27 protein-coding genes are annotated in these 22,924 nt (G+C 75.5%); 12 read left to right on the top strand and 15 right to left on the bottom strand.

The features are described from left to right. Positions 1-4 precede the first annotated feature (4 nt). Together ACI784_RS00400 and ACI784_RS00395 are read right to left on the bottom strand one after the other, a co-directional pair. The gene (locus ACI784_RS00400) at positions 5-763 is read right to left on the bottom strand and encodes a hypothetical protein (protein WP_457012215.1); all 759 of its coding nucleotides are present in this window, start codon (positions 761-763) and stop codon (positions 5-7) included. Then, complete coding sequence (locus ACI784_RS00395) at positions 760-1,707, bottom strand: Ppx/GppA phosphatase family protein (RefSeq protein ID WP_456925181.1); 948 nt, start codon at positions 1,705-1,707, stop codon at positions 760-762. Before ACI784_RS00395 ends, ACI784_RS00400 begins: the two co-directional genes overlap by 4 nt. 126 nt (positions 1,708-1,833) lie before the next feature. On the opposite strand from ACI784_RS00395, the gene ACI784_RS00390 reads away from it, so the two are divergent. From ACI784_RS00390 to ACI784_RS00380, 3 genes are all read left to right on the top strand, one after another. Beyond that, complete coding sequence (locus ACI784_RS00390; protein ID WP_457012214.1) at positions 1,834-2,682, top strand: hypothetical protein; 849 nt, start codon at positions 1,834-1,836, stop codon at positions 2,680-2,682. A 123-nt stretch (positions 2,683-2,805) separates the two neighbouring features. Continuing rightward, the gene (locus ACI784_RS00385; RefSeq protein WP_456925178.1) at positions 2,806-4,938 is read left to right on the top strand and encodes a bifunctional MFS transporter/dTMP kinase; all 2,133 of its coding nucleotides are present in this window, start codon (positions 2,806-2,808) and stop codon (positions 4,936-4,938) included. Between the two features lie 4 nt (positions 4,939-4,942). Then, positions 4,943-5,785, top strand: a complete 843-nt coding sequence (locus tag ACI784_RS00380; protein ID WP_457012213.1) for a class I SAM-dependent methyltransferase — start codon at positions 4,943-4,945, stop codon at positions 5,783-5,785. A gap of 88 nt (positions 5,786-5,873) precedes the next feature. On the opposite strand, the gene ACI784_RS00375 is transcribed toward ACI784_RS00380, so the two are convergent. After that, entirely contained in the window at positions 5,874-6,872 is a 999-nt protein-coding gene (locus tag ACI784_RS00375) for a helix-turn-helix domain-containing protein (protein ID WP_456925176.1), read from the bottom strand. 81 nt (positions 6,873-6,953) lie between these two features. Between ACI784_RS00375 and ACI784_RS00370 the strand changes: the two genes are divergently transcribed. Both ACI784_RS00370 and ACI784_RS00365 read left to right on the top strand, forming a co-directional pair. Beyond that, positions 6,954-7,172, top strand: coding sequence for a hypothetical protein (locus ACI784_RS00370; RefSeq protein WP_457012212.1), 219 nt, complete (start codon positions 6,954-6,956; stop codon positions 7,170-7,172). 45 nt (positions 7,173-7,217) lie between these two features. After that, entirely contained in the window at positions 7,218-7,427 is a 210-nt protein-coding gene (locus ACI784_RS00365; protein ID WP_457012211.1) for a DUF3072 domain-containing protein, read from the top strand. A 19-nt stretch (positions 7,428-7,446) separates the two neighbouring features. Here ACI784_RS00365 and ACI784_RS00360 read toward each other — a convergent pair whose 3' ends face one another. Further along, entirely contained in the window at positions 7,447-8,127 is a 681-nt protein-coding gene (locus ACI784_RS00360; protein ID WP_456925173.1) for a winged helix-turn-helix domain-containing protein, read from the bottom strand. After that, positions 8,124-9,404, bottom strand: a complete 1,281-nt coding sequence (locus ACI784_RS00355) for a sensor histidine kinase (RefSeq protein ID WP_456925172.1) — start codon at positions 9,402-9,404, stop codon at positions 8,124-8,126. The genes ACI784_RS00360 and ACI784_RS00355 overlap by 4 nt, the downstream gene beginning before the upstream one ends. A gap of 273 nt (positions 9,405-9,677) precedes the next feature. On the opposite strand from ACI784_RS00355, the gene phoU reads away from it, so the two are divergent. Continuing rightward, positions 9,678-10,334, top strand: coding sequence for a phosphate signaling complex protein PhoU (gene phoU / locus ACI784_RS00350; RefSeq protein WP_456925171.1), 657 nt, complete (start codon positions 9,678-9,680; stop codon positions 10,332-10,334). Positions 10,335-10,399: 65 nt separating this feature from the next. Here the strand turns inward: phoU and ACI784_RS00345 are convergent, their stop codons facing one another. Together ACI784_RS00345 and ACI784_RS00340 are read right to left on the bottom strand one after the other, a co-directional pair. Further along, entirely contained in the window at positions 10,400-11,161 is a 762-nt protein-coding gene (locus tag ACI784_RS00345; protein ID WP_456925170.1) for a phosphoglyceromutase, read from the bottom strand. A 34-nt stretch (positions 11,162-11,195) separates the two neighbouring features. After that, on the bottom strand, positions 11,196-11,495 hold the full coding sequence (locus tag ACI784_RS00340) for a hypothetical protein (protein WP_456925169.1): 300 nt from the start codon (positions 11,493-11,495) through the stop codon (positions 11,196-11,198). Between the two features lie 58 nt (positions 11,496-11,553). Between ACI784_RS00340 and ACI784_RS00335 the strand changes: the two genes are divergently transcribed. Then, positions 11,554-12,312: a class I SAM-dependent methyltransferase gene (locus ACI784_RS00335; protein WP_457012210.1), complete on the top strand. Its 759-nt coding sequence runs from the start codon at positions 11,554-11,556 to the stop codon at positions 12,310-12,312. Here ACI784_RS00335 and ACI784_RS00330 read toward each other — a convergent pair. Genes ACI784_RS00330 through mshA form a run of 3 tightly spaced genes read right to left on the bottom strand, consistent with a single transcriptional unit; the run spans position 12,285 to position 15,720 of the window. Further along, the gene (locus ACI784_RS00330) at positions 12,285-13,874 is read right to left on the bottom strand and encodes an MFS transporter (RefSeq protein ID WP_457012209.1); all 1,590 of its coding nucleotides are present in this window, start codon (positions 13,872-13,874) and stop codon (positions 12,285-12,287) included. The two genes, ACI784_RS00335 and ACI784_RS00330, sit on opposite strands and share 28 nt — an antisense overlap. After that, positions 13,871-14,413 (bottom strand): YbjN domain-containing protein, encoded by a 543-nt coding sequence (locus tag ACI784_RS00325; RefSeq protein WP_457012208.1) that lies wholly within the window; start codon positions 14,411-14,413, stop codon positions 13,871-13,873. Before ACI784_RS00325 ends, ACI784_RS00330 begins: the two co-directional genes overlap by 4 nt. Further along, entirely contained in the window at positions 14,410-15,720 is a 1,311-nt protein-coding gene (gene mshA, locus ACI784_RS00320) for a D-inositol-3-phosphate glycosyltransferase (RefSeq protein ID WP_456925165.1), read from the bottom strand. Before mshA ends, ACI784_RS00325 begins: the two co-directional genes overlap by 4 nt. Positions 15,721-15,843: 123 nt before the next feature. On the opposite strand from mshA, the gene ACI784_RS00315 reads away from it, so the two are divergent. Continuing rightward, entirely contained in the window at positions 15,844-16,629 is a 786-nt protein-coding gene (locus tag ACI784_RS00315; protein WP_456925164.1) for an SDR family oxidoreductase, read from the top strand. 140 nt (positions 16,630-16,769) lie between these two features. Here ACI784_RS00315 and ACI784_RS00310 read toward each other — a convergent pair whose 3' ends face one another. Beyond that, positions 16,770-17,777 (bottom strand): UDP-N-acetylmuramate dehydrogenase, encoded by a 1,008-nt coding sequence (locus ACI784_RS00310; RefSeq protein ID WP_457012207.1) that lies wholly within the window; start codon positions 17,775-17,777, stop codon positions 16,770-16,772. A gap of 34 nt (positions 17,778-17,811) precedes the next feature. Here ACI784_RS00310 and ACI784_RS00305 point away from each other — a divergent pair, with 34 nt between their 5' ends. From ACI784_RS00305 to ACI784_RS00295, 3 genes are all read left to right on the top strand, one after another. Then, entirely contained in the window at positions 17,812-18,672 is an 861-nt protein-coding gene (locus ACI784_RS00305) for a class I SAM-dependent methyltransferase (RefSeq protein ID WP_457012206.1), read from the top strand. Positions 18,673-18,768: 96 nt separating this feature from the next. After that, positions 18,769-19,527: a maleylpyruvate isomerase family mycothiol-dependent enzyme gene (locus ACI784_RS00300; protein ID WP_456925161.1), complete on the top strand. Its 759-nt coding sequence runs from the start codon at positions 18,769-18,771 to the stop codon at positions 19,525-19,527. Then, the gene (locus ACI784_RS00295) at positions 19,524-20,384 is read left to right on the top strand and encodes a spermidine synthase (RefSeq protein WP_457012205.1); all 861 of its coding nucleotides are present in this window, start codon (positions 19,524-19,526) and stop codon (positions 20,382-20,384) included. The genes ACI784_RS00300 and ACI784_RS00295 overlap by 4 nt, the downstream gene beginning before the upstream one ends. Here the strand turns inward: ACI784_RS00295 and ACI784_RS00290 are convergent. Further along, positions 20,374-20,886 carry an O-acetyl-ADP-ribose deacetylase gene (locus ACI784_RS00290; protein ID WP_456925159.1) on the bottom strand — a complete coding sequence of 171 codons (513 nt, stop codon included), beginning with the start codon at positions 20,884-20,886 and terminating at the stop codon, positions 20,374-20,376. The two genes, ACI784_RS00295 and ACI784_RS00290, sit on opposite strands and share 11 nt — an antisense overlap. Before the next feature lie 23 nt (positions 20,887-20,909). On the opposite strand from ACI784_RS00290, the gene ACI784_RS00285 reads away from it, so the two are divergent. Beyond that, positions 20,910-21,110, top strand: a complete 201-nt coding sequence (locus tag ACI784_RS00285; protein WP_456925158.1) for a PspC domain-containing protein — start codon at positions 20,910-20,912, stop codon at positions 21,108-21,110. Between the two features lie 3 nt (positions 21,111-21,113). Here the strand turns inward: ACI784_RS00285 and ACI784_RS00280 are convergent, their stop codons facing one another. The 3 genes from ACI784_RS00280 to ACI784_RS00270 all read right to left on the bottom strand — a co-directional run bounded on the left by ACI784_RS00280 (position 21,114) and on the right by ACI784_RS00270 (position 22,843). Continuing rightward, positions 21,114-21,401, bottom strand: coding sequence for a DUF2516 family protein (locus ACI784_RS00280; protein ID WP_456925157.1), 288 nt, complete (start codon positions 21,399-21,401; stop codon positions 21,114-21,116). A gap of 159 nt (positions 21,402-21,560) precedes the next feature. After that, entirely contained in the window at positions 21,561-22,328 is a 768-nt protein-coding gene (locus tag ACI784_RS00275) for a hypothetical protein (protein ID WP_456922511.1), read from the bottom strand. Then, complete coding sequence (locus tag ACI784_RS00270) at positions 22,325-22,843, bottom strand: helix-turn-helix domain-containing protein (RefSeq protein WP_456922510.1); 519 nt, start codon at positions 22,841-22,843, stop codon at positions 22,325-22,327. Before ACI784_RS00270 ends, ACI784_RS00275 begins: the two co-directional genes overlap by 4 nt. Positions 22,844-22,924 lie beyond the last annotated feature (81 nt).

Raw genomic sequence — 22,924 nt, 5'->3', positions numbered from 1 at the left:
CTCCTCAGCTACCGGAGAGCAGGCCGGCGGCCGGCGCGATGGTCAGCACCGTCCCGGCGAACACCAGGACGCCGACCAGCCGGAAGCCGGCCGGTTCCTTGTCCTGCCGCTGCCGCCACGCCGCCACGCCGGCCACGAGGGCGGCGACGGCCAGCGGCGCGAGCACGACGGCGAGGTAGGGCAGCAGCTCCCACAGCACGGTGAACAGGAAGTAGATGCCGACGCCGGCGGCGAGGGCGACGACGAGCTCGCCGGCGAAGCGCAGCCAGGCCATCGCCCCCTCGCGCGGGCCGAGGGCCTCCTCGTCGAGCAGCGGGACGTCGTCGTCGGACCGGACGACGGGGATCGGCCCCGTTGAGGGCCCGGCGTCGGCCGGCTTCTGGGCCCGCAGTGACCCGGTGGCCGACGTCGCCGCACCGGGCACGCCGGGCTTCTGCGACGGGCGCAGGCCCGGGATCGCCGCGGTCGAGGGCTCCGGCCGGGCGCGCCGGCGGTCGGGCGTGGGCGTCGGGCGGGCGAGGTCGCCGGTGCGGTCGACGGCGCGGCGGCCGAAGGGGGCGCGCTCACCGCCCCGGCCGGTGTCGGTGGGGCGCTCACCTCCGCTCCCCCGCTGGCGGACGCCGGTGTCGGTGTCGTCCTCCCGGCGCCGCCGGCCCCGCGCCGGGGACTCCAGCCCGGCCTCCCGGAGGATGTCGGCCAGCGGCCGGCCACCGGTCTCCGGGTCCCTGCGGGAGGTGCCCCGGTCCCCGGGGGACGTGGTCACAGCTGCTCCTCCAAGGAGTCCAGTCGCCGCAGGATGACGCCCTCCCGCAGTGCCCACGGGCAGATCCGGACGGACGGTACGTCGAGCGCCCGCATCGCCGCGCGCGCCACGACGGCACCGGCGGGGACCTGGTGGGCGCGGTCGGGGGACACGCCCTGCAGCTCGGCCAGTGCCGCGGACTCGATGCGGGAGACGAACCCGATCAGCTGGACCAGCCCGTCGAGGGTGAGCTGCCGCGGCGCGCGCAGCCCGGCGGAGTACGGCGCCGCGCCGGTCAGCCGGGCCAGCGTGCGGAACGTCTTGCTGGTCGCGGCCACCAGGTCCGGCGGGCCGCCGGCCAGCAGTTTCTTGGCCGCGGGCCGGATCAGGTCGGCGGCGTACGCGTCGAGCTCCTCGAGGGCGCGCAGGTCGGGGCGGCCGCCGGTGCGCGCCTCGGGCAGGTGGCGGCGGGTCATGCGGCCGGCACCCAGCGGCAGGGACAGTGCCACGTCGGGGTCCTCGTCGAACCCGCTGGCCAGCTCCAGCGACCCGCCTCCGATGTCGAGCACGAGCAGCCGGCCGGCGCTCCACCCGAACCACCGGCGGACGGCGAGGAAGGTCAGCCGGGCCTCCTCCTCGCCGCTGGTCACCTGCAGGTCCACGCCGGTCCGCTGCCGGACCCGGGCCAGCACCTCCAGGCCGTTGTCCGCCTCGCGGATCGCCGAGGTCACCAGCGCCAGGAGCTCCTCGCAGCCCCGCTCCTCGGCCTGGTCGCAGGCCTTGCGCACCGCCTTGACCAGCGCCTTCTCCCCCTCCTTGGACAGGAGGTTGTCGGGGCCGACGTGCTCGGCCAGGCGCAGGACCTCGCGGTCGTCGTGCATGGGGGTCGGGTGCGCGCCCCTGTGCGCGTCCACCACCAGCAGGTGCACGGTGTTCGATCCGACGTCCAGCACCCCGAGCCGCATGCGGTCAGTCTGCCGGTCGCGGCTCGGGCGGGCTGATCCGGTCGGCAGTCGGCCCCTCGGTCGGCGCCGGGCGGCCTGCGCGGCGACGGCGCCCGGCGTCCGCGCCGCGGCTCCTACGCTGGCCGGGTGCAGGACGTCCCTCCCGAGGTGCCGCTGGACTTCACCCGCGAGTGGGTCGAGTTCCCCGACCCCGCCGACCCCGCCCACGTCGTCCGCGCCGACCTCACCTGGCTGACGTCGGCCTGGACGTGCGTGTTCGGCCGCGGCTGCGCCGGGGTGGTCGAGGGCCGGCCGGACGACGGCTGCTGCAGCCACGGCGCCTTCTTCACCGACGAGGACGACCTGGCCCGGGTGACCGCCGCCGTCGCCGACCTCACCGACGAGGACTGGCAGCTCGCCCCCGTCGGCCGCGGCGCCTGGACCGAGGAGGACTGGGCTGAGGAGGGGCAGGCCCCAGAGGACGGCGGCGTCCGCTCCCTGCGCACCCGGCGCGTCGACGGCGCCTGCGTGTTCCTCAACCGGCCGGGGTTCCCCGGTGGCACCGGCTGCGCGCTGCACCGCATGGCGCTCCGGGAGGACCTGCACCCGCTGCTCACCAAGCCCGACGTCTGCTGGCAGCTGCCCGTGCGCCGCGAGCAGGAGGAGGTGGAGCGGCCCGACGGCACGAAGGTCCTCGTCTCCAGCATCGGTGAGTTCGACCGGCGCGGCTGGGGCCCCGGCGGGCACGACCTGCACTGGTGGTGCACCGGTTCCCCCGCCGCGCACGTCTCCCCCGAGCCGCTGGTGCTCACCTACGCCGTGGAGCTGACCGCGCTCCTCGGCGGCCCCGCGTACGAGGAGCTGCGCCGGCTCACCGAGGCCCGGCTGGACGCCGGCCTGGTCGCCCCGCACCCGGCGAGCCCGGCACCGGTCCCCGTCGTGCTGCACCGGCGCCGCCCCGGGGCGGACCACCCGGACGGGGTGCGGCAGGCCTGACCTCCGGCGCCCCGCCACTACCCTCGTCCGGTACGGGTCGACGAGCGGACGGCGGGGACTGTGATCGAGGAGCGCGCGGCCGCGGGCCCTCCGGCGGCCGGGAAGCGGCTCCGCGGCGGGGCCGTGGGGCCGGACTCCGTCCGCCCGGACAACGCCTTCCTCGTCCTGGTCCGCATCCCCGTCTTCCGCCGCCTGTGGGCGGCGATCACCCTTTCCAGCCTCGGCGACTGGCTGGGGCTGCTGGCGACCACGGCGATGGCGCAGCAGCTCACCCGCGAGGAGTCGCTGGCGGTGCAGGGCGCGGCGATCTCCGGCGTCATCCTCACCCGCCTGCTCCCCGACCTGCTGCTGGGCCCGCTCGCCGGGGCGCTTGCCGACCGGCTGGACCGGCGGACCACCGTCATCGTGGGCGAGCTGCTGGCGCTCGCGCTCTACCTGTCCATCGCCGTCACCTACGAGCTGACCTGGCTCTACGTGGCCCAGTTCCTCGTGGAGGCGGTCGGGTTGTTCACCAACCCGGCCAAGCAGGCGATGTGGATGGCGATCGTGCCCCGCGAGCGGCTGGCCGTGGCCAACCAGATCTCGCTGTTCTCCGTCTACGGCGCCGTCCCGGTGGCCGCGCTGGTGTTCGCGCTGCTGTCGACCGCCAGCCGCCTGCTCGGCGAGAGCGAGGGCAGCCAGGCCCGGACCGCGATCGTGGTCGCACTGGTCTTCAACGCCGCGACCTTCGGCGTCAGCTCCCTGACCGTGCTGCTGTCCCGCAGGCTGATCCCCGGGACGCCGGTGGACCGGGACGGCGGGCAGCGCAACGTCTTCTCCCTCGTGGTGGAGGGCGTGTCCTTCCTGCGCGGGCAGCCGGTGATGCGGGCGCTCTACGTCGGCGTCATCGGGGCCTTCGGAGCCGGCGGGCTGATCATCGGCGTCGCCCAGCTGTACGTCGCCACGCTGGACGCGGGGACGGCGGGCTACTCCGTCGTCTTCGGCGTGGTGTTCACCGGCCTGGCGATCGGCATGCTGGCCGGGCCGCGCATCCTGCCCACGGTGCCGCGCCGGGTCCTGTTCGCCCGGTCGATCGGCCTGGCCGGGCTGGCGCTGCTGGCGATGTCGGTGCTGCGGGAGTTCGTGCTGGCCACCGGCGTGGCCTTCCTGGTCGGCCTGTTCGCCGGCGTCAGCTGGATCATCGGCTACACGCTGATCGGCTTCGAGGTCGAGGACCGGCTGCGCGGCCGCGTCTACGCCTTCCTCGTCTCCTCGGTCCGCATCGTCCTGCTGCTGGCCGTGGCGGTCGGCCCGGGTCTGGCGGGGCTGCTGGGCAGCCACGACGTCCGCCTCGGTGGCCTGGTGTTCAGCCCCACCGGCCCCGGGCTCACCCTGATGGTCGGCGGCCTGATCGCGCTCCTGGTGAGCGCGTACGCCACCCGGCAGGTCTCGCCCGGCCGCTCCCGCACGCGGTTCCGCGACGTGCTGCGGCTGCTGTGGGGCCGGTCGGACCTGCTGTCGGCCTCGGCCAGCAGCGTCGGGCTCTTCGTGGTGGTCGAGGGCGCCGACCGCGACCTCACCCACCGGTACGCCGGGGACCTCGCCGCGGTGCTGCGCGAGAACGGCCGCCCGGTGCTGGTCACCTCCGAGCCGAGCGACACCCAGCTGGGCCGCAAGGTGCGCGGCGTGCTGTTCCCGCCGGGCCCGGGCACCGGCACCGGGTTCCCGCCCACCGAGCCCGTCCCGGACGACGACGACCGCGCGGTCGGCCCGCACACGGCGGCACTGCTGGCGGCGGCCGACCGCGCCCAGCACGTGGCGACGGTGATCCGGCCGGCCCTGGAGCGCAACCAGGTGGTGGTGAACACCCACTACGTGGACACCTCCGTCGCCTTCCACGGCGCCGGGCAGGGGCTCGACGGCGACCGCATCTTCCGCACCTCGCTGTGGGCCACCCGCGGGCTCCTGCCGGACCTGACCGTGGTCGTGGACGCCCCGGTCACCTCGGCACCCGACGGCGCCGACCCGGAGGCGGTGCGCCGGGCGTTCCTGGCCCTGGCCGACGCCGCGCCCGACCGCTACGTCGTCGTCCCCGGTGAGCTGCTCGCGCCCGGCGAGGACGGCAGCCTGGTGTCGGCGGCGGTCCGGGAGCGGGTCGCCTCGCTGCTCGCGCTGCGCTACCCGGCCGCCGCCGAGGGCGGCTCCGGTGCGGCCGACCCGCCCGTCGGCGCGGCGGCTCCCGCCTCCCCGGGCCCGGCGGAGGGCTCCGTAGGCTGACCCGGTGAGTGAGCTGGCGACGTGGACGGCGCAGGACACCGAGGACGTCGTCTGCTGTCTGTGCGGAGTGCCCGGCACGCTGGTCCACGACGTCGCGCCGTTCGGCGTGGTGCGCTGCCCGCAGTGCGCGCTGGTGTTCATCAGCCCGCGGCTGCGCCCGGAGGCCCTGCAGCGGCTCTACGACGACGCCGGCTACTTCGAGGGCGGGGTCTACGGCAGCGCGCTCACCGGCGACGACGGCGCCGACGCCGGGCGCTTCTCCCCCGCCATGCTGCTGCAGCGCGCCTGGACCGCGGGCCGGCTGCGGCTCATCGAGCGCGAGCACGGCGGCGCCTCCACCGGCGGCCGGCTGCTGGAGGTCGGCGCGGGCTACGGCCTGTTCCTGGCCGCGGCGCGCGACGCGGGCTGGCGCACGGCAGGCGTGGAGCTCTCCCGCACCGGCGCGGCGCACGCCCGCGACACCCTCGGGCTCGACGTGTTCTGCGGTCAGGTCGAGGACGCCCCGCTGACCCCCGGGTTCGACGTCGTGTGCGCCTGGGACACCGTCGAGCACGTGCCCGACCCGCTGGCCTTCTGGCGGACGACGCGCTCGCTGGTGGCCGACGACGGCGTCGTCCTGTTCTCCACGCCGTACTACTCGTCCCTGCCGGCCCGGCTGCTGGGCACCCGTTGGTGGACGCTCAAGCCGACCGAGCACATCTGGCACTTCACCCCGCGCACGCACGCACTGCTCCTGGCCCGGGCGGGGTTCGCGCTCACCGAGGTGATCCGCAGCCCGCTGGCCCCCGCCAACGCCACCCGCCTGGACTCGCTGGTCGGCGTCGCCCGCCCCATCCCCGGCGCCTGAGCGCACGCGACGCTCTCACGCCTCGGGTGGGGTGCGGCCCCGTGCAGGGGCCCGCCGGGAGCTCGCGAGTGGCGGGGGAGACGGGTCCTCAGGCGGCGCGGTCGTCGTCCCCCACGAGGGCCGCGGCCCGGAAGGTCTGCCGGTAGGCCCGCGGTGAGACGCCCCGGCGGCGGCCGAACTGCTCGCGCAGCCCCGCGGCGGTGCCGAAGCCGACCAGCCGGGCGATCTCCTCGACCGGGGCGTCGCTGTTCTCCAGCAGCTCCTCCGCGGCGGCCAGCCGCTGGCCGAGCAGCCAGGCGTGCGGGGTGGTGCCGGTGGTGGCCTTGAAGCGGCGGGCGAAGCTGCGCGGGCTCATCAGTGCCCGCCGCGCCAGCACCTCGACGCTGATCTCCTCGGCGAGGTGCGCCGACGCCCACTCCAGGACGGCACCGAGCAGGTCGTCCTCGCACGCGGGGACGGGGGCGTCGATGAACTGCGCCTGCCCGCCGTCGCGGTGCGGCGGGACCACCATCTCGCGGGCCAGCGCGTTGGCCGCGGCCGCGCCCCACTCCCGGCGGACGACGTGCAGCAGGGTGTCCACCCCGGCCGCGGTGCCCGCCCCGGTGATGATCTGGCCGTTGTCGACGTAGAGCACCATCGGGTCGACCTGCACCGCCGGGTAGCGCGCGGCGAGCTCGCCGGCGTACTTCCAGTGCGTGGTGGCCCGCTGCCCGTCGAGCAGCCCGGCCGCGGCCAGCACGAACGCCCCGGTGCACTGGCTGACGATCAGCGCGCCGTTGGCGTGCGCGGCGCGGAAGGCGTCGAGCAGCTGCGGCGTGGGCACGCGGCTGAACAGCTCCCACGCGGTGATCGTCACGATGTCGGAGGCGGCCAGCCGCTCGAGGCCGTGCTCGACGGTGATCGGGATGCCGGTGTCGGTGCGGACGACGCCCGGCTGCTCGGTGACCAGGCCGAAGTCGAAGCGGGGCAGGCCCATCTCGCGGCGGTCGTAGCCGAACACCTCGGCGGCGACGCCGAGCCCGAAGCTGCCCACGAGACCGTCGGCGACGACGGTGCTCACGACGAGGGGACGGTCGCTTCCTGCCATGCCGCCATGATGGCAGAGAACTTGCGATTGCGGTCAGTCCTGCCACTCGTCCGGCGGTGTGGCCGGGAGCACGCTCGTCCCATGTTCCTGATTACCTGCCCCGTCACCTCCACCGACGAGCTGGTCGCGGACCGGCGCATCCGCTCGGTGGTCAACCACCCGACGCACATCGCCATGCACGTCGAGTGCCCCTCCTGCGGGACGGTGCACGTCTACCGCACCGGCCGCCGGTGGGACGCCGTCCGCGAGGAGCGGGCCGGTGCGCCGGCCACCCCGGCCCGGGAGCTGGCCCGCACCTGACCGCTCGACCTGCGGACCGGTACGGGTGGCCCTACGCTCGAACACATGAGCGAATCCACCGCGAACCCCGACCGCAGCACGGAGAAGGACCCGTCGGAGTGGGTGACCGGCGACGAGCCGGCCACCGGCGCGCAGAAGAGCTACCTGAACACGCTCGCGCGCGAGGCCGGCGAGGAGGTCCCCGAGGACATCACCAAGGCCGACGCCTCGCGCAAGATCGACGAGCTGCAGGAGGAGACCGGGCGGGGCCAGTGAGCCCCGCCCGGCCGAGGCCTCAGGCCTCGAACTTGTAGCCGAGGCCCCGGACGGTCACCAGGTACTTGGGGTTGGCGGGGTCGGGCTCGATCTTGGCCCGCAGCCGCTTCACGTGGACGTCGAGGGTCTTGGTGTCACCCACGTAGTCCGAGCCCCACACCCGGTCGATGAGCTGGACCCGGGTGAGCACGCGCCCCGCGTTGCGCAGCAGCAGCTCCAGCAGGTCGAACTCCTTCAGCGGCAGCGCGACCTGTTCGCCGTCCACGGAGACGACGTGCCGCTCGACGTCCATGCGGACCGGACCGGCCTCCAGGGCGCCGTCGACGGGGGGGTCGGCGTCGCCGTGGCGGCGCAGCACGGCCCGGATCCGGGCGACCAGCTCGCGGGCGGAGTACGGCTTGGTGACGTAGTCGTCGGCGCCGAGTTCCAGGCCCACGACCTTGTCGACCTCGGAGTCCTTGGCGGTGAGCATGATGATCGGCACGCTGCTGCGCGCCCGCAGCAAGCGGCACACCTCGGTGCCGGGCAGGCCGGGGAGCATGAGGTCGAGCAACACGATGTCCGCGCCGCCGCGGTCGAACTCCGCCAGCGCCTCCGGCCCGGTGGGGGCGACGACGGCGTCGTAGCCCTCCCGCCGCAGCATGTAGGACAGCGCGTCGGAGAAGGACTCCTCGTCCTCCACCACGAGCACTCGCGTCATGACCGTCCCTTCGGGGCGTCACCGGCGACCACGTCGCCGGCATCGGGACCGGCGACGGTGCCGCCGGTGGGCTGGGGGCCGGCGACCGCGTCGCCGGTGCGGGAGGACCTGGGGCCGGCGGGGGCGGCGGCCGGCTCGGGGCCCGTGGGCCGCGCGAGCGGGATCCGGAGCGTGAACGTCGAGCCGAGCCCCTCCTCGCTCCACACGCTGACCGAGCCGCCGTGGTTGCTGGCCACGTGCTTGACGATGGCCAGCCCGAGGCCGGTGCCACCGGTGGCCGAGGCCCGCGACTGGTCGACGCGGTAGAAGCGCTCGAAGACCCGCGACCGGTCCTCCCTCGGGATGCCGATGCCGCTGTCGGTCACGGTGATCTCCGCGAAGCCGGACCGGCCGCGAGCGCCGACCGCGATGCGGGTGCCCTCCGGGCTGTAGGCGACGGCGTTGGCCAGCAGGTTGGTCACCGCGGTGGCCAGCTGCGCCTCGACGCCGCGGACCACCAGGCCGTGCTGACCGCCGGAGGCGATGGTGATCTGCTTGGCCGACGCCGCGAGGCCCGTGCGGTCCACCGCCTCGGCGACGACCCGGTCGACCTCCACCGGCTCCAGCTCGGGCAGCGGCTCGCCGCCCTGCAGCCGGGACAGGTCGATGAGCTCCCGGACCAGCCGGGACAGCCGCTCGGCCTCGTGGGTCATGCGGGCGGAGAACCGGCGCACGGTGTCGGGGTCGTCCGCGGCGTCCTCCACGGCCTCGGCCAGCAGCCGCAGCGCGCCGACCGGCGTCTTCAGCTCGTGGCCGACGTTGGCGACGAAGTCCCGCCGGACCGCCTCCACCCGCCGCGCCTCGGTGACGTCCATCAGCACGAGGGCCACCGGCCCCGGCAGGGCGCCGGTCTCCAGGCGGATGCCGTGCACCCCCACCTGCCGCGGGCCGCCGCCGACCAGCTCGCCGGGCAGGTCCACCTCGATCCGGCGGCGGCTGCCGGTCCGGACCTCGTTGGCCAGCACCAGCAGCTCGGGCACCAGCAGCCGGGTGTCGCGGACGATGCCCAGGGCGCGGGCCGGCGGGTTGGCCAGCAGGACGACGTCGTCGGCGTCGAGGAACACGACCGCCGGGTCCATGAGGTCGACCAGCCGGCGGGCCAGGATGGTCTCCGACAGCGGCGGTGCCGGCGGCGGCGGCGAGCGGTCGAGGTCGGCGCGGTTGTAGCGCAGCAGGACGGTGGCGACCAGGGCGCCACCGATGACGAGGCCGACCACGAGGGCGACCGTGGGACTCACGTTTCCTCCTCGCCGCCGCGTGCGGCCGCACCGCTCGCGAGCCCGCTCCCACAGCCGATGCTAGGCGGCCCGGACCTCCGGTCATCCCCCGTCGGAGTGGCGGCGCGGAGCCGTACCGGCGATGTTCACGTTCCCGTGCCCACCCGTTCACCCCGGAGGCCGGATGGGGTCCCCATCCCGACCTACTCTCGATCCCGGACGCGCCAGGGCTGCGAGCAGACGCCGGCCCGGCGCTGCGGACACGGCCCTCACCGGCCGGCGAGGAGGACGACGGTGCGCGACAACTACCGCGAGGAGCTCGACGACATCCGGGGCTGCCTGGTGGACATGGCCAACTCGGTGGGCTCACAGCTGGCCAAGGCGACCACCGCCCTGCTCGACGCCGACGTCACCCTCGCCGACCTGGTCATCGCTGCCGACGACGCGCTCGACAACACCCGGGAGAGCATCGAGCAGCGCTGCTTCACGCTGCTGGCCCGCCAGGCGCCGGTGGCCACCGAGCTGCGCACGGTGATCACCGCCATGCGCATCGCCAGCGACTTCGAGCGCATGGGCGACCTCGCCGAGCACATCGCCAAGGTCGCGCGGATGCGCTTCCCCGAGTCGGCGGTGCCCCAGGAGGTGCGGCCGGTGTTCCTGCAGGCCGGACACGTCGCCGAGAGCCTGGTCGCCAAGGCCGGCACCGTCATCGCGAAGCAGGACGTCGAGGCCGCGCTCGAGCTCGAGGACGACGACGACGTGATGGACCGCCTGCACCGGGAGCTGTTCCGCGAGGTGCTCTCCGACGACTGGCCGCACGGCGTCGAGACCGCCATCGACATCACCCTGCTGGGCCGCTACTACGAGCGCTTCGCCGACCACGCGGTGAGCGTCGCCCGCCGCGTGGTCTACCTCGTCACCGGCGAGCGGCGGATCAGCGCCGCGGGCTGAGCCCGGGGGACACGGCAGCGGCCCCCTCTCGCGTCGGGAGAGGGGGCCGCTGCCGTGTCATGGTCCTACTTCTTGCCCTGGTTCTTGACCGCCTCGATCGCGGCGGCCGCCGCCTCCGGGTCGAGGTACTCGCCACCGGGCTTGACCGGGCGCAGCTCGTCGTCCAGGTCGTAGCGCAGCGGGACCCCGGTGGGGATGTTGAGGCCGACGACCTCGTCCTCCCCCATCCCGTCCAGGTGCTTCACCAGCGCCCGCAGGCTGTTGCCGTGCGCCGCGACGAGCACGGTGAGCCCGGCCCGCAGGTCCGGGACGATCGCGTCGTACCAGTACGGCAGCATCCGGACGACGACGTCGGCCAGGCACTCGGTGGCCGGGCGCACCTCCGGCGGCAGCATCGCGTAGCGCGGGTCGCCGTCCTGGGCGTACTCGCTGCCCGACTCGATGGGCGGCGGCGGGGTGCTGTACGAGCGGCGCCACACGGTGAACTGCTCCTCGCCGTACTCGGCGAGGGTGGCGGCCTTGTCCTTGCCCTGCAGCGCGCCGTAGTGCCGCTCGTTGAGCCGCCACGAGCGCTTGACCGGGATCCACTGCCGGTCGGCCGCGGCCAGCGCCAGCTCGGCGGTGGTGATGGCCCGCTTGAGCACGGACGTGTGCGCGACCTCCGGCAGGAGGTCGTGCTCGGCCAGCAGCTCCCCGCCGCGGGCGGCCTCGACGCGGCCCTTCTCCGACAGCGGCACGTCCACCCAGCCGGTGAACAGGTTGGCCTTGTTCCACTCGCTCTCGCCGTGGCGGAGCAGCACCAGCGTCCCGGGGGGTGTCCTCGTCACACGGCCATCCTGCCCGACGTCCGGGGGTCGTGGCTCAGGTGGTGAGCAGCGGCCACACCACCCACAGCTCGAAGACCCCCGGCGGCAGCAGGCCGGCCAGCAGCCACGGGCTGCGCACCGGGCGCGAGGCACCCCAGCGCAGGGCTGCCACCACGGCGACGCTGCAGGTCACCGCGACGGCCAGCCACAGCACGACCGCGGGGACGTCGACGACGACCAGCTGGGCCAGGGCCAGCTGCACCGCGCACAGCAGCATCGGGTAGGCCAGCGCGGAGGCGGCCACCACGCCCACGAGGGCGCGGACGAAGCGCTGCTGCGCGGGCCCGTCCTGCACCGTCGCCACGCTAACGGCTGAGAACGGCCGCGGGGACCGGTCCGGGCAGGATCACGGCATGAGCGCAGTGCAGCGTTGGCGTGAGGAGCTGGCCGCGTGGGCCATCGACCCGGCGATCCTCGCCGCGGCCCCCGAGTCGCCCTACGGCTTCCCGCCCGGCCTGTTCGGCAGCGACCGCCGGCCCGGCCGCACCGTCGACGTCGTCCGGGAGGTCGCGCCGGCCAGCGTGCTGGACGTCGGCTGCGGCGGTGGCCGGGCCAGCATCCCCGTGGGCGCCGCGGAGCTGCTCGCCGTGGACTCCTCCCCCGAGATGCTCGACCGCTACCGCGCGGCGGCCGGAGCCACCCCGGTGCGGACCTGGTGCGGCACGTGGCCCGACGTCGCCGGGGAGGTGCCGGTGGCCGACGTCGTCGTCGCCGCGGACGTCGTCTACAACGTGCCCGACATCGAGGAGTTCGTGGCCGCGCTGACCGGCCACGCCCGCCGGCGGGTGGTGCTGGAGCTCGGCGACGTGCACCCCTGGACGTCGATGGGGCCGCTGTGGCGGCACTTCCACGGTCAGGACCGGCCCACCGGCCCGAGCGCGGCGCTGTTCGGAGAGGTGCTGGCGGAGCTCGGCGTCGCGGCGGAGTCGGCCACCGAGTCCCGGCCGGACCCCTGGCAGGACGCGCCCGCCGACGTCGTCCTGGCCTTCACCCGGCGCCGGCTGTGCCTGCCGGTGGAGCGGGAGCCGGAGGTGGCCGAGGCGATGCGCCGCTTCCGCGACGACCGGCCGCGCGGCTCGACGACCTACTGGTGGGCCGGCACCGCGTCCTGAGCCGCCCGCCGGCGGCCGGGCAGCCAGGCGAGGACGACGACGGCGGCGACCAGGGTGGCCGCCGCCGTGCCCACCGCGGTGAGGTGCATGGCCGAGACGAAGGCGGCCTGGGCGGGGTCGACGACGCCGGCCGCGGCCGCCGCGACCTCGGCGTCCCCCGTCGCGCGGGCGCCCTCGACCGCCTCCAGGGTGGCCACCAGCGAGGTGCTGGCCTCCGCCCGGGCGCCGGCGGGCAGCGCGTCGACGGCGTCCCCGAGGTTCGCGGCGTAGGACGCCGCCAGCAGCGAGCCGAGGATGGCCACGCCCAGGGCGCCGCCCACCTGGCGCACGGAGTTGTTCACCGCCGCGCCCGCCCCGGCCTTGTGCCGCGGGACGACGGACATGATCGACTCGGTCGTGGGCGCCATCACCGCGCCCATGCCGAGGCCCTGCACCGAGAGGACGACCAGCAGCAGCCACAGCGGCGAGTCGCCGTCGAGCAGCTGGAACCCCAGGACGGCGGTCGTGATCAGGGCGAAGCCGCCGGCGACGACGAGCTTGGCGCCGAGCCGCTCCGCGATCCGCGAGGTCACCGGCGCCATGACCGCCATGCCCAGCGCCATGGGGATCAGCGCGGCACCGCTGGCCAGCGGCCCGTAGCCGCGCACGCCCTGCAGGTAGTAGACGAGGTAGAACGTCGCGCCCATGAGGGCGAAGAAGTTCAGGCCCAGCGCGGCGGCGGCGGCGGAGAACGCCGGGTTGCGGAACAGCGAGACGTCCAGCGCCGGGTGGGTGGAGCGTCGCTGCAGCAGCACGAAGACGACGAGCAGCGCGAGGCCGCCCAGCAGCGGCACGAGCACGCCGGGCGACGTCCAGCCGGCACCCGAGCCGCCGTGGATGATCCCGTAGACCAGGCCGACGAGCGCCGCGATCGACAGCAGGACGCCGGGGACGTCCAGCCGGCCCGGCGACGGGTCGCGCGACTCCGGGACGACGAGCAGCGTGGCGATGATCCCGAGGACGGCGACCGGGACGGCGATGAGGAAGATCGCGCCCCACCAGAAGTGCTCCAGGACCGCGCCGCTGGCCAGCGGGCCACCGGCCACCGCCAGGCCCGCCGCCCCTGCCCAGATGCCGATGGCGCGGCCGCGCTCGCCGGGCGGGAAGACGTTGGTGATGACGGCGAGGGTGGCCGGCTGCACCGCCGCCCCGCCGATGCCCATGACCGCGCGCCAGACGATCAGCTCGACCGGGCTGTCGCTGAAGGCGCCCAGCAGCGAGCCGGCGGTGTAGATCGACAGCCCGAGCAGCAGCACCGTCCGGCGGCCGATCCGGTCACCGAGGACGCCCCAGGAGAACAGCAGGCCGGCGAAGACCAGGATGTAGGCGTCGATCGCCCACTGCAGCTGCCCCTGGGTGGCGCCGAGCTCGCGCTGCAGGGTGGGGATCGCGACGTTGAGCGTCGTGTTGCCCATGATCACCACGAGCAGGCAGACCGTCATGGTCGCCAGCACCCACCAGCGGCGCGCGTAGCCGGGCCGGTCGTCCGCGGCCGGGACCGCCGTGCGGTCGGTCGCCGTCACGCTCCGGTGTCCGCGCCGGCCGCGGGACGCGACCGTCGCTGCGGGTCGGCGAAGTCCGCGAACGCCTCCAGGTTGCGCAGGGACTCCCCGCGCTTGACCCGCCACTCCCACTCGCGGCGGATCGAGGTGCCGAAGCCGATCTCCAACATGGTGTTGAAGTGGTCGTCGGCGTAGCTGAGCACCGCGCCGAGGATGCGGTCGAGCTCCTCCGGGGTCACCGCCGCGTGCGGCAGCCGGCCGGTGAGGTAGACGTCGCCGACGCTGTCGACGGAGTAGGCGACGCCGTACATGCGGGCGTTGTGCTGCAGCAGGTAGGTCCACAGCTGCTCGCGGTTCTCGTCGGGCTGGCGGCAGACGAACGCCTCCACCCGCAGCGCGTGCTCGCCGACGATCAGTCCGCAGACGGTCTTGAGCTTCTTGGTGCCGGGGAGGTCCACCAGCCAGCGGCCCGGTGCGGGGTGTTCGTGGACCAGTTCGGCGTCCTGCAGCGTCCGCCCGATCACCGCGTCCAGCGCGGCGACGTCCCCTGCACCGCTCACCGGGCCACCTGGGCGCCGAAGCCGCGCACCGCCCCCAGACCGCGGGCCGCGCGCAGCACCGGGCCGGACGCCACCTGCCGCGCGGCGACCGCCATCTCCTCGGCCGCGGCGGTGTAGGCCGCCACCAGGGAGTCCACCGTGCGCTCCCAGGAGAAGGCGCCGGCGTGCCGGCGGGCACCGGCCGACAGCAGCTCGCGGCGGCCCAGGACCGACCGGATGGCGGCGGCGTAGTCGGCCGGGTCACGGCCCTCGACGAGCACCCCGGAGACCCCGTCGCGGACCGCCGTCCGCAGGCCGCCGACCGCGGCGGCGACCACCGGAGTGCCGCAGGCCTGCGCCTCCAGCGCCACCAGCCCGAAGGACTCGTTGTGGCTGGGGACGACGGCGACGTCGGCGGCCCGGTAGTGCTCGGCCAGCCGCTCGGCGTGCTGGGGCGGCAGGAGGCGGACCAGGTCGGCGATGCCCAGCTGCGCGGCCAGCTGCTCGAGCTGGCGGGGCGCCTCCAGACCGGAGCCGCTGGGTGCGCCGATGACGTGCACCTGCAGCCGGTCGCGCAGCGCGGGGTCGTCGGCCAGCATCCGCGCGGCGGCCTCCAGCAGGAGGTCGGGCGCCTTGAGCGGCTGGATGCGCCCCACGAACAGCAGCACCACGGCGTCGTCGGCGATGCCCAGCCCGCGGCGGGCCGCCGTCCGGTCGCCGGGGGTGAACCGGTCGAGGTCGACGCCGGGCGGGACGACGAGGGTGCGGCGCGGGTCGGCGGCGTAGTGGTCGACCAGCTGGTGGGCCTCGTCGTCGGTGTTGGCGATCAGCCGGTCGGCCTCGGCGACCACCTGCTCCTCACCGATCACCCGGCCCTGCGGCTCGGGCCGATCGCCGGCGGCGAGCGCGGCGTTCTTCACCTTGGCCAGGGTGTGGGCGGTGTGGATGAGCGGGACGCTCCACCGGTCGCGGGCCAGCCACCCCACCTGGCCGGACAGCCAGTAGTGCGAGTGGACGACGTCGTAGTGGCCGGGCTCGTGCTGGGCCTCCTCACGCAGCACCGCGGCGGTGAAGGCGCACAGCTGCCCGGGCAGGTCCTCCTTGCCCAGGCCCTCGAACGGACCGGCGCTCACGTGCCGCACGGTGACGCCCGGGCTCATCTCGACCACCGGCGGCAGGTCGCTGGAGGTGGCGCGGGTGAAGACGTCGACCTCGATGCCGCGGGCGGCCAGCCGGCGGGAGACCTCGACGATGTAGACGTTCATGCCGCCGGCGTCACCGGCGCCGGGCTGGTCCAGCGGGCTGGTGTGCACCGAGAGCGTCGCCACGCGCCGGGGCACGGCCGACCGGGGACGTCGGCGAGCGGCCACGTCCGACCTCCCGCCTCGGCTGTGGGCACCGGACGGCACCCGCTCGACTCTCCATCCTGCAACAGCGCCAGGATGGGGTTCATGCCCGGCCCCTCACCCCAGTCTCCCTCCGGTCCCGCCGTCCTGCCCGGTCAGGGCCGTACCGCCGTCGTCACCGGCGCCTCCAGCGGCATCGGCGCGGCCACCGCGCGGCGTCTCGCGGCGGAGGGGTTCGACCTCGTCCTCGGTGCCCGGCGCATGGACCGGCTGACCGCACTGGCCGAGGAGATCGGCGCCCGGGCGCTGCCCCTGGACCTCACCGACCCCGCCTCGGTCGCGGAGTTCACCGGCGCGCTGGACCGGGTGGACGTGCTGGTCAACAACGCAGGTGGGGCCTTCGACGCCGCCCCGGTGGCCGAGGCCGACCTGGACTCCTGGGCCCGCACCTACGAGGTCAACGTGCTGGGCACCGTCCGGCTGACGAAGGCGCTGCTGCCCGCGCTCATCGCCTCCGGCGCGGGCGACCTGCTGTTCGTCGGCTCCACCGCGGGCCTGATCAGCTACGAGGGCGGGGCGTCGTACACGGCGGCCAAGCACGCGGTGCACACCCTGGCCGAGACCCTGCGGCTGGAGCTGTTCGACCAGCCGGTGCGTGTGGTCGAGATCGCACCCGGGATGGTGAAGACCGACGAGTTCACCCTCAACCGGGTGGGCGACCAGGAGAAGGCGGAGGCGGTCTACCGCGGGGTGCGCGCGCCGCTGGTCGCCGAGGACGTCGCCGACTGCATCGCCTGGACCCTCACCCGCCCGCACCACGTCAACGTGGACCTGCTCGTCGTCCGCCCCCGCGCCCAGGCCGCCCAGCACAAGGTGCACCGCGAGTCCTGAGCTGACGCCCCCGGCCGGATACTGCAGCAACTCCGGGGACGGTGCGGGTCGCCCGGCCGCTCAGAGCGCATGGTCCCCGGAGTTGCTCACCCGGCAGGGTTCCCGGACCGCCACTCGGAACCGCGCGTCCGTGGCCGGCATCAGGGCCGGACGGCGGTCGGCTCGCGCTCCAGGGTGACGCCGAAGCGCTCCCGCACGGTGGTCACCACCTTGTCGGCGAAGGCCAGCAGCTCGGCCGCGGTGGCGCCGTCGGCCGTCGTCAGGGCCAGGCTGTGGCGGGACGACGTCCCGACGCGGCCCTCGCGGGTGCCGCGGCCGAACCCGGCGTGCTGCACCAGCCAGGCGGCGCTGAGCTTGACCCGCCCGTCGCCGGCCGGCCAGCTCGGGCAGCCCTCGACCGACTGCGCGGCGGGCACGATCGGGTTGGTGAAGAAGGAGCCGGCGCTGCGGCTGTCGGGGTCGGCCGGGTCCCAGACCATGCCCTTGCCGCGGCGCAGCTCCAGCACCGCGGCGCGGACGTCGGCCAGCGGCGCCCGCTCCCCGAGCTCGACGCCCAGCCGGCGGGCCAGCTCGGCGTAGCCGACCGGCCGGGACAGCGCCCCGGGCTCCAGCGCGAAGCCGACCTCCAGGACGACGAACCGGCCGGGCTCGCGCTTGAGCCGGCTGTCGCGGTAGCCGAACCCGCACTCGGCCGGGGTGAGCACCCGCTCGGCCTTCTCCGCCCGGTCGTACACCCGCACCGAGGTGAGGACCTGCGCCACCTCCTGGCCGTAGGCGCCGACGTTCTGCACCGGGGTGGCGCCGGTCGAGCCGGGGATGCCCGACATCGCCTCCATGCCGGCCAGGCCCTGCTCGACGGTGGCGGCGACGAGGTCGTCCCACGGCTCGCCGGCCTGGACCACCAGCTGCCCGCCGCTGCGCTGCACCCCGCGGCTGCGGACGGCGACGACGTCCCCGGGCCAGCCGTCGTCGGGGGCGATCAGGTTGGAGCCGCCGCCGAGCACCAGCAGCGGCCGGCCGGCCTCGTCGGCGTCGCGGACGGCGGCGACCAGCTCACCGGCGTCGGTGACCTCGAGGAGCCGCTCGGCGGGACCTCCCACCGCCAGCGTCGTCAGCTCCGCGAGGGGGGCGTTCCGTCGGACGTGCACGGCTCCACGCTAACCGGGTCTACGCTCTGGACCGGTGAGCGAGGCGGGAGGCGGGGACCACAAGCGCCGGGCCGTCCTCACCCCGAAGAAGGCCAACCCCCGCCTGGCGGCGGGCCGCGCGCGGGCACTGGGCCTGCCGACGCGGGGCACCACGAACGCCAACCGGCTGCGCCGCATCGACCGCTGGCTGCTGGCCACCCAGGTCCCCCGGCTGCGCGACGCCGCCCGGCCGCTCGTCGTCGACCTGGGCTACGGCTCCTCGGCGGTGACCACGCTGGAGATGGCCGACCGGCTGGGTCCGGAGGTCCACGGCCTGGAGGTCGTCGGCCTGGAGATCGACCCCGCGCGGGTGGCCGCCGTCGCCGACGACCGCGACCCGCCGCGGGTGGACTTCCGCGTGGGCGGGTTCGAGCTGGCCGGGCTGCACCCGGTGCTGGTGCGGGCGTTCAACGTGCTGCGCCAGTACGACGAGGAGTCCGCGGGCCGCGCCTGGGAGACCATGTGCGCCGCCCTCGGCCCGGGCGGGCTGCTCGTGGAGGGCACCTGCGACGAGTGGGGACGGCGGGCGGCGTGGGTGGCCCTGGACGCCGACGGGCCGCTCACCCTCACGCTGTCGGCGCGGGTGTCGGACCTCGACGAGCCCTCCGACCTCGCCGAACGGCTGCCCAAGGCGCTGATCCACCACAACGTGCCGGGCCAGCCGGTGCACGAGTTCCTGCGCGCGTTCGACGCCGCCTGGGCCGCCGCCGCCGGGCTGTCCACCTTCGGCCCGCGCCAGCGCTGGACCGCCGCCGTCCAGTCCCTGGCCGACCAGGGCTGGCCGTTCGTCGGCTCCTCGCGGCGGTGGCGGCACGGCGAGGTGACCGTGCGCTGGTCGGCCGTCGCCCCCACCTGAGCCCGGCCCACCACGCGAGATCGGCGATCTCGTGGCGATGCGCCCCCGCCACCACGCGAGATCGGCGGTCTCGCCGGGCTCGGGCACGATGGGAGCGTGACGTCCCTGGTCGGTGAACCCCTGCGACAGCGCTGCATCGAGGCCGTCGTCGAGGAGGGCGAGCGGTTCGGCGTCCTGGTGCAGGAGGTCGACGCCGGGCTCACGGCGGCAGACTGGAGCACCCCGGTGCCGTGGGTGCCCGCCTGGACCGTCCGCGACCTCGTCGGCCACCTCGGCGCCGTGCACCGGTGGGCCACCGCGATCGTGCGCGCCGGCACCGCCGACCGGCCCGCCCCGCCGCCGGTCCCGCCGGAGGACGGGCTGGTCGACTGGTACGCCGCCGGCCTGACCGGCCTGCTGCACGCCCTGCGCGACACGCCCCCGGACTCCCCGTGCTGGCACATGAGCCCCGCCGCGGAGAAGACCGCCGCCTCCTGGGCCCGCCGGCAGGCGCACGAGCTCGTGGTCCACCGGATGGACCTCGAGGGCGCCGCCGGCGTTCCGCTCACCGCCGTCGACCCCGACCTGGCCGAGGACGGCGTCGACGAGCTGCTGCGGGTCGTCGTCCCCCGCTGGGCGCACACCGAGCCGCTGGCCACCGCCACCGCGAGCGTCGCCGTGCACAGCACCGACACCGGCCGCACGTGGCTGGTCCGCCTCACCGACGGCGTCGTCGAGGTGCGCGACGACGACGGCCCCGCCGACGCCCGGCTGGAGGCGCCCGCCGCCTCCCTGCTCCGCCGGCTGTGGGGCCGCCCGGCCGACGTCACCGTCGACGGGGAGCCCGCCGCCGAGGCCCTGCTGCGCGGCCGATGAGCCGTCGTCCCGTTCCGGAGGTCGTCCCCCCGGGCCCCACGCCCGTCGACGGCGGCACCGCCGAGCTGCTCGGCGACGCCGACCGCGACGGCTCCTGGGTGCTCATGGTCGACGGGACGCCGCAGTCGCACGTCGACCTCGAGGACCCGTCGCACCTGGAGTTCGAGTACGTCCGCCGCATGGGCCACGTGCTCGACCTCGCCGGCGAGGAGGGGGCGCCGATCGACGTCGTCCACCTGGGCGGCGGGGCGCTGACCCTCCCCCGCTACGTCGCGGTCACCCGCCCCGGCTCGCGGCAGCGGGTCGTGGAGATCGACCAGCAGCTCACCGACCTGGTGCGCGCCCACCTCCCGCTCCCCCGCGGCGCACGCATCCGGGTCCGCGCCGCGGACGCGCGCGCCGGCCTGGAGGCGCTGCCGGCCCGGAGCGCCGACGTGGTGGTCAGCGACGTCTTCGCCGGCGCCCGGACGCCCGCGCACCTGACCAGCGTCGAGTACGCCGAGCAGGCGCGGCGGGTGCTGCGCCCCGGCGGGGTGTACGCGGCCAACGTCGCCGACGGGCCGCCGCTGCGCTTCGCCCGCGCCCAGACCGCCACGCTGCGCGCGGTGTTCGCGCACGTGTGCCTGCTGGCCGAGCCCGGCACGCTGCGCGGCCGCCGCTTCGGCAACCTCGTGGCGGTCGCCTCGGACGCCGAGCTGCCGATCGCGGCCCTGGTGCGCCGCTGCGCCGGGGACCCCATGCCCAGCCGGGTGGTGGAGGGCGCCGACCTCGACCGGTTCGCCGGGAAGGTCCAGCCGGTGCACGACGCCGACGCCGTCGCCTCGCCCGAGCCCCCGGAGGGCGTCTTCAGCCGCTGAGCGCGGCCTCGAACGCCGCCAGCGCGGCGTCGCCGAACAGCACGAAGCGCACCTCCTGCACGTGCTCCACCTCGGCGGCACGCACCCCGGCGACCGCCTGGACGGCGGCGTCCTCCAGCGGCCAGCCGTAGACGCCGGCCGAGATCGCGGGGAAGGCCACCGAGCGCGCGCCCAGGCCGTCGGCGACCCGCAGGCTCTCGGTGTAGCAGGAGCGCAGGACCGCCGACAGGTCCCGGGTGGCCGACCAGATCGGCCCGGCGGTGTGCACCACCCAGCGGGCGGGCAGCCGGCCGGCCGTCGTCGCCACGGCGGAGCCGCGGGGCAGCCGGCCGCCGGGCAGGCCGGCCTTCAGGGCCCGGCACTCCGCGAGGACGTCCGGACCGCCCGCCGCGTGGATCGCGCCGTCCACCCCACCCCCGCCGAGCAGACCGGGATTGGCCGCGTTGACGACGACGTCGACGTCGGCCTGCGTGATGTCGCCGAGGACCGCCCGCAGGAGCACGCTCGAACCGTAGGGTCGGGCGCATGACCTCGCCCGTCCGCCCACCGCTCCGCCGCGACACCCAGCACAAGGTGATCGCCGGTGTCTGCTCGGGGATCGCCCGGCGCTACGGACTGTCGACCACCGGGCTGCGCCTGGCGTTCGTGCTGTCGTGCATCCTGCCCGGCCCGCAGTTCATCGCCTACCTGGTGCTGTGGATCGTCATGCCCGCGGACCGGGGCTGACGGTCACCAGCTGCTGCCGCCCCGGCGCAGCCCGCGCACCGCGGGCCGGACGTCGACCAGGTAGACGATCGCCGCGATGATGGCCGGCAGCCCGAGGAAGCTCATCGGGCCCTGCCAGAACACGACGAGGACGGCGAGGCCGGTGATCGCGGCCCAGGCGGGCTTCGTCAGCTTGCCAGCGGCGACGTAGCCAGCGGCCGGCCGGATCAGCGCGTCGACGAGCGCGTACGCGGTCAGCGCCAGGGCTCCGTAGTACAGCCCCAGGTAGATGACCCCGTCGAAGGACAGCATGTCCGGAGGGTACCCGCCGCAGGGCCGCCGTCCGGGGCACTCGCGGTGTTCTCAGGCACGCCGCCACCCCATCAGGGGGGCCGGCGACCACCGGTCACGGGACGGCACAGGGCCCCGGAGCGCGGTGCGCTCCGGGGCCCTGGACGGTGGTGCGGTGTGTCAGGCGTCGCTCTTGGCCGGCACGGCGGTCGGGTCGGCCGGCTTGGCGGTGCGAGCGCGGGAGACCCGCGCGGAGGCCTTGGCCGGGGTGCTCTTGCGTGCGGCCGAGCTCTTCTTGGCCGGAGCCTTGGGGGCGTCGGCCTCGGCGATGGTGGCCTTGGCGCTGTCGGCGGCCTGCGCCGTCTTCTCCTCGGCGGCGTCGACGACCTTGGCGGTCTTCGCCGCGGCCTTCTGCGCCACGGAGGTGACCTCGTTGGAGGCCTCGGCGACGGTCTCGGCGGTCTCCTCGAGGACCTCCTCGAGGCGGTCCTCGACGGCGTCCACGGCCCGCTCGGCGCGGAAGACGACCTTGCGGAAGGCCGGCTGACGGCGCAGCTCCTCGACGACCTCGCCGCCGCGGACGGCGAGGGTCTCGAGGGTGGCGACGGTCTGGGTGCGGGCGGTGCTGACCAGGCCGGTCACCGTGGTCTTGACCGACTCCGGGCGGACGGCGGCGGCCACGTGCTGGGCCGAGGTGCGGGCGGACTGGGCGGCGCTGCGGGCGCGGCCGGCGGCCTCCTCGACGCGGGCGCGGGCCTCCTTGGCCGCCAGGTCGGCCTGGACCTGGGCCTCGCCGGGCAGGGCCTCGGCGCGCGAGCGCAGCGTGCCGACGACGGCGCGGGCGCGCTCGACGGCGAGGTCACCGGCGCCGACGGCGGCCAGCAGGACGGTCTTGTTCTGGACGGCGACGGTCTCGCCGACCTTCTTGAGGGTCTCGGCGGTGCTCATGCGGACTCCTTGGAGGAACTCGGGACGGGGGTGGGGCGCGGAGCTGTGGTCGGTGCAGCGGGTGCGGTCGCGGCGTGCTCGCGGACGTAGGTCTCGTAGAGCTCGAGCAGGACCGCCTTGTGCCGCTCGGAGAGCGACTCGTCGTTGCGGATCGCCGCCACGGTGTCGGGGTTGCCGGCCCGCCGGTCGAGGATCCCGGCCTGCTCGTAGAGCGTCTCGGCCGAGATCTGCAGGCCCTTGGCGATGGCCGCGAGGATCTCCGCCGACGGCTTGCGCAGGCCCCGCTCGACCTGGGACAGGTACGGGTTGCTCACCCCGGCGCTGCGGGCGAGCTCTCGCAGGGACACCCGCGCGGCGTTGCGCTGCTCCCGGATGTAGTCACCCACCTGCGAGCTGGTCGCCGAGACCTTGGACCGCTCGGCGGCCACCGTCTCCGCGACGCTGCCTGCGAGCTGGTCCACCTTCTCGCGGACGGTGGTCACCTGCTCGCGGACGAACTCGCCGGGCTTCTGCACGCCTCCGACGCTAACCGCGGGTGCTAGCTCCTGCAAGCGGTGGAGCTAGCACCCGGACGTGAGCCGCCTCACACCCCGGCG

It is taken from the genome of Geodermatophilus sp. SYSU D01186 (genome assembly GCF_054050215.1).
The sequence above is the reverse complement of the archived record's forward strand: the minus strand, read 5'-3'. Positions and strand labels throughout refer to the sequence as shown.